General features: G+C 43.3%; 11 protein-coding genes, 1 tRNA gene and 1 pseudogene. 6 read left to right on the top strand and 7 right to left on the bottom strand.

The genetic code is table 11. The features are described 5' to 3' along the window. Positions 1–113 precede the first annotated feature (113 nt). Complete coding sequence (locus tag IQ234_RS06665; RefSeq protein ID WP_002759304.1) at positions 114–377, bottom strand: HypC/HybG/HupF family hydrogenase formation chaperone; 264 nt, start codon at positions 375–377, stop codon at positions 114–116. A gap of 366 nt (positions 378–743) precedes the next feature. Here IQ234_RS06665 and IQ234_RS06660 point away from each other — a divergent pair, with 366 nt between their 5' ends. The 3 genes from IQ234_RS06660 to IQ234_RS06650 all read left to right on the top strand — a co-directional run bounded on the left by IQ234_RS06660 (position 744) and on the right by IQ234_RS06650 (position 6,419). Further along, positions 744–2,645, top strand: a complete 1,902-nt coding sequence (locus IQ234_RS06660; protein WP_193956518.1) for a transketolase C-terminal domain-containing protein — start codon at positions 744–746, stop codon at positions 2,643–2,645. Between the two features lie 456 nt (positions 2,646–3,101). Continuing rightward, complete coding sequence (gene clpB / locus IQ234_RS06655; RefSeq protein WP_193956517.1) at positions 3,102–5,720, top strand: ATP-dependent chaperone ClpB; 2,619 nt, start codon at positions 3,102–3,104, stop codon at positions 5,718–5,720. A gap of 66 nt (positions 5,721–5,786) precedes the next feature. Beyond that, positions 5,787–6,419: a Uma2 family endonuclease gene (locus IQ234_RS06650; protein WP_193956516.1), complete on the top strand. Its 633-nt coding sequence runs from the start codon at positions 5,787–5,789 to the stop codon at positions 6,417–6,419. Between the two features lie 308 nt (positions 6,420–6,727). Here the strand turns inward: IQ234_RS06650 and IQ234_RS06645 are convergent, their stop codons facing one another. From IQ234_RS06645 to IQ234_RS06635, 3 genes are all read right to left on the bottom strand, one after another. After that, positions 6,728–7,147, bottom strand: coding sequence for a profilin (locus tag IQ234_RS06645; RefSeq protein ID WP_193956515.1), 420 nt, complete (start codon positions 7,145–7,147; stop codon positions 6,728–6,730). Between the two features lie 289 nt (positions 7,148–7,436). After that, positions 7,437–8,540 carry a rod shape-determining protein gene (locus IQ234_RS06640; RefSeq protein ID WP_193956514.1) on the bottom strand — a complete coding sequence of 368 codons (1,104 nt, stop codon included), beginning with the start codon at positions 8,538–8,540 and terminating at the stop codon, positions 7,437–7,439. 263 nt (positions 8,541–8,803) lie between these two features. Then, positions 8,804–8,884 (bottom strand) — tRNA-Leu (locus tag IQ234_RS06635). A gap of 73 nt (positions 8,885–8,957) precedes the next feature. Between IQ234_RS06635 and lgt the strand changes: the two genes are divergently transcribed. Both lgt and IQ234_RS06625 read left to right on the top strand, forming a co-directional pair. After that, positions 8,958–9,809: a prolipoprotein diacylglyceryl transferase gene (gene lgt / locus IQ234_RS06630; RefSeq protein WP_193956513.1), complete on the top strand. Its 852-nt coding sequence runs from the start codon at positions 8,958–8,960 to the stop codon at positions 9,807–9,809. Between the two features lie 12 nt (positions 9,810–9,821). Further along, positions 9,822–10,772, top strand: a complete 951-nt coding sequence (locus IQ234_RS06625) for a branched-chain amino acid ABC transporter permease (protein ID WP_193956512.1) — start codon at positions 9,822–9,824, stop codon at positions 10,770–10,772. Between the two features lie 224 nt (positions 10,773–10,996). Here the strand turns inward: IQ234_RS06625 and IQ234_RS06620 are convergent, their stop codons facing one another. From IQ234_RS06620 to IQ234_RS06610, 3 genes are all read right to left on the bottom strand, one after another. Then, positions 10,997–11,995, bottom strand: coding sequence for a Gfo/Idh/MocA family protein (locus tag IQ234_RS06620; RefSeq protein ID WP_193956511.1), 999 nt, complete (start codon positions 11,993–11,995; stop codon positions 10,997–10,999). A 133-nt stretch (positions 11,996–12,128) separates the two neighbouring features. Then, positions 12,129–12,404 (bottom strand): hypothetical protein, encoded by a 276-nt coding sequence (locus tag IQ234_RS06615; protein WP_052276295.1) that lies wholly within the window; start codon positions 12,402–12,404, stop codon positions 12,129–12,131. A 376-nt stretch (positions 12,405–12,780) separates the two neighbouring features. Further along, on the bottom strand, positions 12,781–13,341 hold the full coding sequence (locus IQ234_RS06610) for a DUF721 domain-containing protein (protein WP_193956510.1): 561 nt from the start codon (positions 13,339–13,341) through the stop codon (positions 12,781–12,783). Positions 13,342–13,435: 94 nt separating this feature from the next. Here IQ234_RS06610 and IQ234_RS06605 point away from each other — a divergent pair. Next, positions 13,436–13,991: pseudogene (locus IQ234_RS06605) on the top strand (hypothetical protein); the annotation flags it as partial.

Raw genomic sequence — 13,991 nt, 5'->3', positions numbered from 1 at the left:
TTATCTCCTTTAATTATCATTTTTAGCTGTCGGTAGTCAGTAATAATTGCCGTAATCTACATTTCTTAGAGATAGACAACAGCATTAATTTATGGGTGACTACTTTAAGAACATTAATTATGATTAAATTCTGCCTCTAATTCTGCTAATTGTGTTAATAAATTTAAGGTTTCTTGCGCCTCATCTTCATCGATTCGATTCATAGCAAAACCCACATGAACTAATACCCAATCCCCTACACAAGTATTAGCAGGATGGTCTTCATCAACAATGCAAGTAATATTTACTTCTCTTTTTACACCCCCCACATCGACGAGAGCGAGATGATGGTTTTCATCAATAATTGCCGTAATTTGTCCCGGTATGCCTAAACACATAGTTTTTACCTTAAATCTAGTTTTTGTTAATTATGCGCTGATTTTTGGGCTAGAGGTTGCAGTAATATCAACCGAGAATTAGGTCATACTTCATCCCTCTAAGAAACGCTATACAGTCAAAGGTTATCCTTTTAACTTAGTCCTACCTGCCATTCTGGACTATTGCCCTCAAGAACAGCTTTTTTTCTCCTATCTTTTTTAAGATTTCCCCCGTCCCGGACCGTGGACGCTATCCCAGCAGGGGTAAAACTTTTGTATTAGGGACTACACCAATGATAAGAAATTATTCAATCAATCGATCGGGTGACATTCTAGGCTATGATTTCCCTGACTATAGTTATTTCTCTACATTAAGGAAAATCTACGATGACAACCTTTCCCATCGATTTGAGTGCCTATAAACCCATCAGTCTCGACCCCAGTAACCCCACCCTCACCGACGACCAAAGAAGCGCCCTAAAAGCCAATATCCAACTCTGTCGCGATGCTATCATCTTTTTTACTGCCACGGGTGCAGCCCGGGGTGTGGGTGGACACACCGGCGGCCCCTACGATACCGTCCCGGAAGTGGTGATTCTCGATGCTCTTTTCCGCAGTCAACCTAGTCAATTTGTACCAATATTCTTCGATGAAGCAGGACACCGCGTCGGTACTCAATATCTCATGTCTGCGTTAGAAGGTTCTTTACCCGCAGAACAATTAATGCACTACCGCGAGGCCAATTCTAAACTTCCCGGACACCCGGAATTAGGATTAACCCCCGGTGTCAAATTTAGTTCTGGCCGTTTAGGACATATGTGGCCCTACGTTAACGGTGTCGCTTTAGCTAACTCCGGAAAAACCGTTTTTTGTTTAGGTTCCGATGGTTCTCAACAGGAAGGCAATGACGCAGAAGCTGCCCGTTTAGCCGTGGCTCAACACATCAATGTTAAGCTGATTATTGATGATAATGATGTGACGATTGCTGGTAATCCTTCCAAATATTTACCCGGTTATGATGTGGCCAAAACTCTCACCGGCCATGGACTAAAAGTGTTAGTGGGAGATGGGGAAGATATCGATAGTTTGTATCGCAACATCTGTGAAGCAATTAATACTCCTGGCCCGATTGCGATTATTAATAAACGTCCCATGTGTCCCGGAATTGAAGGTTTAGAAGGTTCTAACCACGGTCATGATGTGATTTCTGTCCCCTTGGCTTTAAAATATTTAGAGGCAAAAGGACACAGTGCCGCCGTGGAATATCTCAACAGTATTAAGAAGCCTTCTAATGACTATAAATTCCTCGGTTCTGGGGATAAATGGGGTTCTAACCGCAACGTTTTCGGCGAAGCGGTAGTCAGTCTTTTAGGCAAAATGAGCGAGGAAGAACGCAAGGCTAAGGTATTAGTAGTAGATAGCGATTTAGAGGGTTCCTGCGGTTTAAAAATTATCCACGATAAACATCCCGAAGTGTTTATTCCTTCCGGTATTATGGAACGGGGCAATCTTTCGGCGGCCGCTGGTTTTGGGATGGAAAAAGGTAAACAGGGAATTTTCGCCACCTTTGCCGCTTTTCTAGAAATGTGTATTTCTGAAATCACCATGGCCCGCTTGAATTATTCTAATCTTTTATGTCATTTTTCCCATTCTGGTATCGATGACATGGCAGATAATACCTGTCACTTTGGTTTGAATAATTTCTTTGCCGATAATGGACTCGATGACGGTTACGAAACCCGTCTTTATTTCCCGGCCGATGCGGCACAAATGACCGCTTGTGTCGAGGCAACTTTCCATCAACCCGGTTTACGTTTTATCTTCTCGACTCGTTCTAAAACTCCCAATATTCTTGATACTAACGGTCATAATTTCTTTGCCGATGGTTATACCTTTGTCCCCGGAAAAGATGAAGTAATTCGAGAAGGCACTGCCGGTTATATCATCAGCTTTGGCGATGGTTTATACCGCGCTTTAGATGCAGTGGAACGTCTAAAACAAGAAGGGATCGACGTGGGTTTAATTAATAAACCGACTCTCAATGGGGTGGATGAAGAAATTATCGCTAAAGTTGGTAATTCTCCCTTTGTTTTAGTGGTAGAAGCATTTAACCGTCGCACGGGTTTAGGTAGCCGTTATGGTTCTTGGTTACTCGAACGCGGTTTAACTCCTAAATATGCCTATATCGGTACTCACCATGAAGGTTGTGGCGGTTTATGGGAACAATTCCCCCACCAAGGTATCGACCCAGTTGGTATCATTAGTAAAGTTAAATCTTTAATCGCTTAGATGGTATTTTAGGGTGGGCTTTTATCAGTTATCAGTTATCAGTTATCAGTAATCAGTCATCAGTCATCAGTAATCAGTAATCAGTGAGTAGTAATCATATCAAATCCGTTGAGTAACGCACAGAAAACGGGTTTCTTTGAGAAACCCGTTTTCTACTCATGCAAAAGGCAAAACGGAGAATAAATAATCAGTTTTTTATAACTGGATTTAGTATCAGTAATCAGTCATCAGTGAACATCTTTAATAATTAAGATTTTAGCTTGGTTGAAAGTTCGAGCATTTGTACTAAAATTTCCAAGACGCAGTTTAAATCCCTGACAGCTTATAAACTTTAGCCGCTTAAATCGCACCATTGAGGGGAAATCCCCCTGAACTAGGTACGGTAAGCCCCTAGGAGCCGACAAACCGGTCAATCTAGAATAATCTCTAGGGTATAAAAGTAATCTCTTATAGAAAATGCAGCCAACCAATCCACAACAATTTACGGAAAAAGCTTGGGAGGCAATCGTCAAAACGCCGGACATTGCCAAACAGAACAGCCAGCAACAAATCGAAAGCGAACATCTAATGAAAGCCCTTCTTGAACAGGAGGGATTAGCGGGCAGTGTCTTTAGTAAAGCTAATATTAGTCTAGCCCGTTTGCGGGATCGAACCGATGACTTTATCCGTCGTCAACCGAAAATATCTAACCCCGGTGACTCGATTTATTTAGGTCGTAGTTTAGATAGTTTACTCGATCGAGCGGAAAATTATCGCCGAGAATTTGGAGATGACTTTATCTCGATCGAGCATTTGATTTTAGGTTACGCTAAAGATGATCGCTTCGGTAAAAATATTTTTCAAGAATTCGGACTTACCGAAAGCAAACTCAAAGAAATTATTCAACAAGTCAGAGGTAGTCAAAAAGTGACCGATCAGAATCCAGAAGGCAAATATGAAGCCCTAGAAAAATACGGGCGAGATCTCACCCAATTGGCACGAGAAGGTAAATTAGACCCCGTAATTGGACGGGATGACGAAATCCGTCGCACGATTCAAATTCTCTCTCGCAGAACTAAAAATAACCCGGTTTTAATCGGAGAACCGGGAGTAGGAAAAACAGCCATTGTCGAAGGATTAGCCCAGCGGATTATTAACCGTGATGTGCCAGAATCTCTGTTAGATCGTACTCTCATTTCTCTCGATTTAGGTGGCTTAATTGCGGGAGCAAAATATCGCGGAGAGTTTGAGGAAAGATTAAAAGCTGTCCTCAAAGAAGTCACCGAGTCCCAAGGCAATATCATCATGTTTATTGATGAAATTCATACCGTTGTAGGTGCGGGAGCCACTCAAGGGGCAATGGATGCGGGCAATTTATTAAAACCAATGTTAGCCCGGGGTGAATTGCGTTGTATTGGGGCCACTACCCTCGATGAGTACCGCAAATATATCGAAAAAGATGCGGCATTAGAAAGACGCTTCCAAGAGGTTTTAGTGGATGAACCAAATGTGGTCGATACTATTTCAATTCTTCGCGGTCTTAAAGAACGTTATGAGGTGCATCATGGGGTGAAAATTGCCGATAATGCTTTAGTGGCAGCGGCACTGCTTTCTAATCGTTATATTAGCGATCGCTTTTTGCCCGATAAGGCCATTGATTTAGTTGATGAAGCGGCGGCCAAATTGAAGATGGAAATCACCTCTAAACCGGAAGAACTCGATGAAATTGATCGCAAAATTCTCCAGCTAGAAATGGAAAGACTTTCCCTACAACGGGAATACGATCCAGCTTCGCGAGAACGGTTAGAAAAGTTAGAAAAAGAACTGGCTAACCTCAAGGAAGAACAATCGGGATTAAATGCCCAATGGCAAGGAGAAAAAGAGATTATCGATAAAGTTCGTGGCGTTAAAGAAGCGATCGAACAAGTTAATCTAGAAATCCAACAGGCCGAACGAGATTATGATTATAATCGCGCCGCCGAATTAAAGTTCGGAAAATTAACCGATCTGCAGCGCCAAATGTCCGCCCTAGAAACCCAATTAGCTGACAAACAAACCACCGGTAAAAGTTTATTAAGGGAAGAAGTTCTCGAATCGGATATCGCCGAAATTATCTCGAAATGGACGGGAATTCCTCTCAATAAATTAATCGAATCGGAAAAAGAAAAACTCCTCAATCTGGAAGACGAATTACACGAAAGTGTCATCGGTCAAGAGGAAGCAGTCACAGCCGTAGCCGAAGCGATTCAACGTTCCCGCGCTGGTTTATCGGATCCCAACCGTCCCACGGCCAGCTTTATTTTCCTCGGTCCGACGGGGGTTGGTAAGACAGAATTGGCGAAAGCTTTAGCGCGCAATCTCTTTGACACGGAAGAGGCTCTAGTTCGCATCGATATGTCGGAATACATGGAAAAACACAGCGTTTCCCGTCTCATGGGTGCGCCTCCGGGATACGTCGGCTACGATGAAGGAGGCCAATTAACCGAGGCAATCCGGCGCCGTCCCTACTCTGTCATCCTCTTTGATGAGATTGAAAAAGCCCATCCCGACGTTTTTAACGTTATGTTACAAATCCTTGACGATGGGCGCTTAACCGACTCTCAAGGTCATCTGGTTGATTTCAAAAATACCATCATTATTATGACCAGTAATATCGGTTCTCAATACATTTTAGACGTGGCTGGTGATGAGTCTCGTTATGAAGAAATGCAGGCGCGGGTGATGGAAGCAATGCGGAATAGTTTCCGTCCCGAATTCCTCAATCGTATCGATGAAACGATCATTTTCCATAGTTTACAGAAAGCACAACTGCGATCGATTGTCAAACTACAGATAGCCAATCTCAGCGCTCGCTTGATGGAACAAAAAATAGCCCTGAAATTTGCCGATATTGCCCTCGATTATCTAGCAGAAATTGGTTACGATCCAGTGTACGGTGCGCGACCCCTAAAACGGGCAGTACAAAGATATGTGGAAACTCCGATCGCTAAGGCAATTCTGCGCGGCGAATTCAAAGGGGGAGACACGATTTTTGTCGATGTGGCCGATGAAAGATTGACCTTTAAACGGTTAGCTTCTCCGGTAGTAACTGCTTAATTAAGTAAGGGTGGGCCATGCTCACCCTTTGATTATTATGGAAGCAGGGGATTTTTGCTTGAATCTATGACTGTAACACTGCCCGCACCACCGGCTGAAATAATTCACCTGTCAGGGATTAGCTGGGAAACCTACGAAACGCTGCTAGAAGAAATGAGCGATCGCCGTCTGCGGCTGACCTACAATCGTGGCAATTTAGAAATCATGGCTCCTTCCCCAGAACACGAATTTAGTAAAACCCTCATCGGTCGCTTTGTCGAAACCCTAGCGGAAGAATCAGTAGTCCCGATTTATCCCCTTGGTTCTACCACCTTTAAACGCCCTAAATTGAGTGGTGCAGAACCAGATGAATGCTTTTACATTGATAATATTGAGGCGGTTCGGGGGAAAAAGCTACTGGACTTAAATGAAGACCCTGCACCAGATTTAGTCATAGAAATTGATGTCACCAGCAGTTCTCAAAATCGCCTTCAGGTTTATGCAGATCTAGGTGTAGCAGAGGTTTGGGTTTATGATGGGGAATCTCTGGTCATCCAACAATTACAAAATGGCACTTATATCACCTCCCCAACCAGTCAGTTTTTTCCTAATTTACCCATCTTAGAACTTGCTATATTTTTACCACAAGCTGGCCAGACAGATTACCTAGACTTAGTAAAAGCGTTTCGGAATTGGGTAAGAAGTCAGTTGAAAAAATAAAAGGGAGATTTTTCAACGTTAAATCTCATACCAATCTTCTGAACCGGAGGCTCAAAAATGGAAATTAACAGGTTTTCCTTTTGGGCGTTCTTCTGGTTTCTGTGTGCCAACGAGGTCTATACTGATAGTTTCTTCAGCAAAATAGCCCTAAAAGTCTTGCCAGATAAGCATTTCACGATTACATAAGCAAAAATTATTACACAAAGTCGAGAAGATCCACTTTTGGTCTTGAGATAATATTAGGTCGAGGTCTATTGTTTAAAAAAACAAAAGGCGGATCAGCATTTTTATCCACCTTTGTCCATTTGTTAAATGCCACGACTATCTAAATAATCTGCAATAATGCCGACCGCTTTATTGGTATTTCCCTGTTGATAACCTTCAGCAGTATGCCCTATCACAACCGCACTTTTGGATTTTTGTATCGTTATTGCGCCATGGCCTTTCCTTTTTGCAAGAGCGACGTTGCCATCCTCGCGCAAAAATAGATATTTCACACCTTCTAAAAGAATACCATTTGCCTGCGATGAACTAAAATCTGATGATTTCATCATACGCGCAATTTTCTGCCCTTCCGAAGGTGATAATTGAATACCATGCGGATGATTTGGAGAAGTCAAAGCCGCACCGCCATCTAGCGAAATAATAGCCGCTTTATCACAATGGGCTTTCCCTGTGGAATCATTTGATTGAGCGCACAAATTATCAATGTAACTGTCGTAATACATATAAACCTCTTTAATTCAGCTTTTATTCAGCCTTTAATCTACCATACATAGTGAATATATATGGGGTGATTTTCAAAATCCGCACAGGCGTTTTCGCCTTTGTCAGAAACTAATAAAACCATTCTTATATTAGCATACGGCTTGTAATTGGCACATCTGCCAATTACGGTAACAGAGTTATGTTGTATTTCAGCGATTTTCACACAAGTGAGTCCCGATTGAAACGCTGAAACGCCTATCTATCAAGGGATTTACTATACCTTATTAGACTGAAAACCGCTATAAAACATTAGAAACATTTTTTATGCACAATACTTGGCCCGTTTTCATCGTAATCTTGTTTACTAATGCACATTGCCTCAAAATCATCAGAAGCTGCCAGCATTGCCCCACCAATCCATGTCGAATATTGACGCTCAGGAACAGCTATGACATTAACTTGCGTATTTTGCGGTGCTAAGGCATTGATTTCCTTTTGTATTCTTTCAGCGAAGCCTGGAAACATTGAAGTTCCACCTGAAAGCACGATGTTGGCAAATAATTCATTACGAATCTCGGCATCGCATTTCATAATAGAGTTGTAAATAGTTTCATGAATGCCAGCAGATTCCATCCCTATAAATGCGGGTTGAAACAGGGTTTCAGCACAGCGAGAGCATTCATCACCAATCCTAATTTCCCGACCGTCAGTTAGGGTATAAGATTGTTCACGACCAGCAGTCGTCTGCATTTCCTCTTCAAAATTTAACGCCACATAGCATAATTTTTCTTTCAAGTCCTGCACCATTTCACGGTCGTCGAAACTGTTCAAAGAGTAGCCTCTTTGGGACAATAGCTTCATTAGATACTCGGTTAAATCTTCTCCTGCTAAGTCCAAACGGATAACCGCATGAGGTATTGCGTAACCTTCATAAACGGGAACGGTATGAGTAACTCCCGCTCCCAAGTCAGCCACTAGTCCTGTTGTTCTGCCACCTGCATAAACAGCCATAACAGAACCTATGCCAAGATACATACCTGGTGCATTAAATGTTTCAAATAAAGTCTGGGTTAATTTCTCCCGATTGGCTTTAGGATTCAACGGAGGTTCTGTTATGAAGATGAGATGTTCTTCAGGGGCTACTCTCAGTGCTTTATAAAAAATATGATCAAGTATTTTCTCAAAGTCATCCCAATATGTCACAATGCCATGTTCAACAGGATATTGCATCTTAAGTGCGCCCCGTTTTTCTTGTGCTTCCACACCAACATAAGAATCTTTATCAACTCGTACACCCTGATGTCTAGGTCTACCTACAACACTCGGAAAGACAACCCTTGGCTTACTCTCGCCTGCAAAACCAGCTTTTATAAAGCCTGAGCCACAATCAATTACGATTACGATTTCACTCATTTGTTTCTCCTATTTTTCAATTTTTTGCTAAACTATTCGTTGTACAGATCTTCTCGACTTGGTGTGATATTTTTTGCTCATAAAATTGTAAAATCCTTACTGAGCAAGACTTGTAGGACTATTTTGACGTTCGGCGAAGCTCAGTCGAGCCGCGGACGAAACTATCAGTATAGACCTCGTTTCCACACAAAAACTAGAAGACCCTTTTGGGTCGTCGCTCGTCAACGCCAAATCAGGTTACACTTTATCGACCCGAAGGTCAATGCGGATGGAGGGACTCGAACCCACACATCAAAGACACTAGAACCTAAATCTAGCGCGTCTACCAATTCCGCCACATCCGCAAATATAGCACTGTATCTGATCATAGCATAAGATACTATAGGAAAGATAAAATTTTTTATTCTTAATAATTTTATGCTCTTAGGTTTTGTCTTTCAGTCCCCTGGCCCGATTCTCTGGGAGATTGGACCGATTTCGGTGCGCTGGTATGGATTTCTGATTGCTATGGCGGTATTATTCGGTGTTACCCTCTCCCAGTACCTAGCCCAAAAAAGAGCGATCAATCCCGATTTAATCGCTGATTTGGCCATTTGGTTAGTAGTGGGGGCTATACCTGCAGCCCGTCTGTACTATGTTCTCTTTCAGTGGCAAGAATACGCGCGAAATCCTGCCGATATTATTGCCATTTGGAAGGGAGGTATCGCTATTCACGGGGCAATTATCGGGGGTTTGCTGGCGGCCCTAATCTTTGCCCGCATTAATCGGGTTTCTCTTTGGCAATTACTCGATCTAGTCGCACCTTCAGTTATTCTCGGTCAAGCGATCGGACGTTGGGGCAACTTTTTTAATTCGGAAGCTTTTGGCAGTCCGACTAATTTACCTTGGAAGTTGTTTATTCCTCCCGCTAGTCGTCCTTTAAAACATATCACCGTCGATTATTTTCACCCCACCTTTCTCTACGAATCTCTCTGGAATCTGGCAGTTTTTGCCCTACTCATCTATCTATTTTTCTGGGGTTTAAAACACCCTAGTAAATTAAAAATTGGCACCCTGACCCTAGTTTATTTTATCGCCTACAGTCTAGGTAGATTCTGGATTGAGGGACTACGCACCGATAGTTTAATGTTTGGTCCTCTGAAAATGGCACAAATAATTAGTTTAGGAGCGATCGCTGTCGGTCTTTTCGGTTTATTCTGGTTATATAAACTCCAGCGTCCTTTACCGGATGTGGTGGCGACCGTCAGTTATAATCAAAAGTTACCCTAGCTAACCCCGACAATGGATCTAGTAACAATTTTTCAACAGGTTTTAAACGGTTTATCGATCGGTAGTGTCTATGCTATTTTTGCCCTCGGTTACACTTTGATTTTTTCCATTTTAGGGATTATCAATTTTGCCCATGGCGCAATTTTTACCCTCGGTGCCTATTTTACCTACGCTCTAGCCGGGGGAGTTTTCGGTTTTAATGGTTTATTAGCTAATGCCAAATTACCCTTTTCCTTACCCTTTTTTTTGGCACTTTTGCTAGGTTGTATCCTTTCAGGTTTCACCTCAGTTCTTCTGGAAAGATTAGCCTTTAAACCTCTCCGGATACGGGGTTCCGATTCTCTCTTAACTCTGGTTTCTAGCCTAGGGGCAGCCGTGGTGATTGTCAATGTTATTCAATACTTAGTCGGGGCAGAAATTTATACTTTTCCCGATGATATTTATGGCAATCTTCCCCCTGCAATTAATTTTGGTACAGCCGATCGCCCCGTGGCAATTCGCACAATTCAGATTATTATTTTTCTGGTTTCAGCAGTGATGGTAGCTTTACTAACTTATTGGGTTAATTTCACCAAAATGGGCAAAGCTTTACAAGCGGTAGCTGAAGATGTTACCACTGCCAGTTTGTTGGGGATCAATCCCGAAAAATTTATCGTGATTACCTTTTTTATTAGTGGTGCCTTGGCAGGTTTAGCAGGAACTTTAGTCGGTTCTAGTGTTAGTATTGCTGGTCCATATTTCGGTATTGCTTTCGGATTAAAAGGTTTAGGAGTGATTGTTTTAGGGGGATTGGGAAGTATCCCCGGAGCAGTAATCGGTGGTTTATTATTGGGTATTGCCGAAGCTTTTGTTCCCGCAGAATATTCCGGTTATCGAGAAGCGATCGCTTTTGCTATTCTCTTTATTATGTTGTTAGTTCGTCCCCAGGGTTTACTAGGCAGAAAGTTAATTCAAAAAGTCTAAGTCGGGTCTGCTGAAAAAGTTTTTCCTGGGGGTAGGAGTCAGTAGCCGGTCGTTTCGGGCTTTGTTGCCCTTGTTTTTTTGTACCAAGCGTGTACTAAAAGAAGGATAATGCAAGGTTCTTGAAAGTCCCAATCCTATTTTCGCAGCACTAACATCGGACTTTAACAGGTCAAAAGCCTTATTTTAAAAGGGTTTTACCATTATTCAGCAAGCCCTAAGTCGGTTTAATTAGCCCCGAGAAAAACTGTTTTTCCCGACAAAGAAGATTGATAGGCAGCATAGGCCACTTGTAGGGCATAAAGACTGGCTTGGGGAGTAACATAAAGAGGAACCCGATCGAAGAGATAATCTAGCACCATGGCGGTATCTTTGGCAAAAAGACCGCGACGGGTTTCCACTTCTAAAGCTTGGCTACCTTCACTATTAATTAACTGCCCTTTTTCCCCTTCAAAAATTAAGCTGCCCCCCTCACCATGAATAGTGAAAGTTCGCTCATTTTGCCAAAAAACTTCGCCTTTGCCGTAGGTAACTTCGGCAATTAAGCCATTTTTAAATAATAACTGCGCCTCACACAAACAGGCCAGAAAATAATCGGATTCCGGGGCATTCCAATAACGACAATGACAGGATACGGACTCCACTTCCCCAAATAAATTAGTAAAGCGATGGATACGAGAAAGGGCAGCAGTAAAAGGAAACCCGAATAAATCCCGATGAAATGTCCAGCGCCGGGGTGCTGGTCTGCCGGGGGAGATCGTGGTATAACGGGCTAGGTGAATATTGCCGAGGCTGGCTAAATGCTGCTGTTGGGTTTGATGGAGTCCCCCCAAAAGTTCAATATGTTCGACGTGCAGTAATTTCTTCTCGGTTTCGGCTAAGGTGATTAATTCTTCCGCCTCTGCCGGGTGAAAAGCCAGAGGATACTCGACGATAACGTGCTTACCGGATTTTAAAGCAGTACGGGCGATCGAGGCATGGGCCTGATTAACGTTGGCAATGACAATCAGATCGAGATCAGGATGACTGGCCAGGCTTATTGCCGAATCTAGGGCAGAAATTTGGTATTTTTGCGAGAAATTAGCGATCGATTCGGGACTATTACCGCTAAAGTACAGAAGCTGGGCGCGATCATCGGCTTGCAAGCTTTCAGCGCGACGTTGAGCGGCGAACCCTGTGCCAACTATACCAATTTTTAAGGGACAATGAGAAGTCATCAGGGGCATTCTGGCGACGCTTTATCTTGGCAATCAACTCATCTATTATCTCAAAAATAGCGCCCTGAAAGATGTGGAGGGGTGAATTCATATTTTAAATGGGCAACGCCAATTTTTTGCTTCTGTTTAGGCCCTAGATATTCTAAACTGCGATCGGTTGTCGGGGAGCATGACGACTAGGGGAAACCACTACGGGAGTGGGCGACACTGCACAGGTTAATTCTAGAGACTGTTCTAAACTAACCACCCGATTGAGTTGTTGCCATTCAGTGCCAAAAGGAGGCATCGCTAGAGCGCAGGCTTTCCAATGAGCTTCGACGGGAACATCTAGTTGTTGACAAGTGCCACCGCGCCGACCTTGGGTTTGATAGTATCGGCAGTATCGACAGGAAGAAGTAAGAAAGTTTGCGGCTTGCATGGGTTGGCTTTAAAAGGAAGATCATTATAGGGAACTCAAGGGATGACTCTCTTTTCGCTCTGTGTAATATTGTCCTACCCCGTGCCAAGGGTATTTTCCTGACTAGCATAGCTAGGACTGATACGCCATATAGTTTTTAGTGATCCCCAAAAAAAATTTTATTTTTAGAATCTTTTAATAGTTACTTTGCAAAAAGCAGCACTGTCTCAAAACTGAAGAGTTCAACTCAGTTGTGGCCGAGGTTATCGGCTCTAGTATCGCCGATAACAAACCGGGGATCAAGCCTTAGCCGAATAGAATTGATGAATACAGGTTCAATTAAGACAGAAAAGATAGTCCTATTGATTCCCGACTCAAAAGCACTCTTTCCACAAGACTATAAAAAAATTGAATCTTTTACCCCGCCCGACTGGGCAAAACAAAAAGCACAACATTGCCAACGCTCAAGCTCTCCGGACGGACTGGGAGACTGACAACGAGGACAAATCGGCCAAGATCGGGTTCTGTGAACTATTTTCTGGCTCCAACTTTCTAAACTGTCCAGTTGCTGGGGATTTTCTGGCGGTTTTTCCGGGGTGACATAACTAGGATGATCTCTCAGGGATTTAGGTGCGATCGCTTCTGGAGGAATTAACTGACTATCTTGCTGCCAACGGGCAGCAGAAAAGCGGATATCGTCCAAGGGAGTCTCTAACTGACTATTAAGCCGTTTTAATAAGCTATAGCGTTGTAAAGACAATTCCTGGGCTAAAGCGGCGCTACTGGTAGCCACCGATAAAACCCCGCGATTGAGGGAAAAAGGCCGGGTTTGCTCCAGCAGACGGGGATTAATAATTTTTGGCCATAATTGCAGCACTTGATCATACTGGCGATATTCTTCCCAACCCGCCTGTTGAGTAATAACCGCCAAAATTTTGTCAAGAGAATGTAAAGACATCTGAAAAATCTAGAGAGTACCACGTTAGACTAGGACGAAAAAACCCGCTAACTTTTCAGCATAACCTTTAATACCCCCGCCCTGGATATCTGCCATGAAATCCGATCGATCCCCATCCTCCCAAGATTTGCCTCTCTCGATCGTCCATCAACCCAGTTCAGCCATTGATCCCGCTCAGGAACCAGAATACTTAGAAGCTGCTGTCATTAACATCTGTCCCCCGGCTAAAGATATCTTTTTTACCCCTTGGGGTATCTGGGCAATGGTGATCTTTTTAATTGCTAATAGTCTCCTCACTCTCAATCAATGGTTAACCAACACCACCCCCACCCCGACGAAAGCTGAGAATTCCCTACTGGGGCAGCACAAAAATAACTCCCGCCACCTCGATCGATTGATAGCGATCGCTCGTCCAGTAGAGAAAACTCCTCAAACCAGTGCAATCGCTAATATTCCCGCTCCTCCCGTTAAAACTAGCCCGATCGCAAACATTCCCGCCCCACCAGTGGTTCAGAGTCCCCGCACCGTCATCAATCTGACTAATACCCTCTTACCGCCTAATCCGCCACCGTCCCTGATGCCAGCCCATCAATTAGCCGTCAGTAAGATCAAGCAATCTTTACCCGTCACCCCCCCGGACCCCAATACCC

It is taken from the genome of Microcystis aeruginosa LEGE 91341 (assembly GCF_015206885.1).
GTDB classification, from domain to species: domain Bacteria; phylum Cyanobacteriota; class Cyanobacteriia; order Cyanobacteriales; family Microcystaceae; genus Microcystis; species Microcystis aeruginosa_H.
This window is presented reverse-complemented; position numbering and strand designations above follow the sequence as displayed.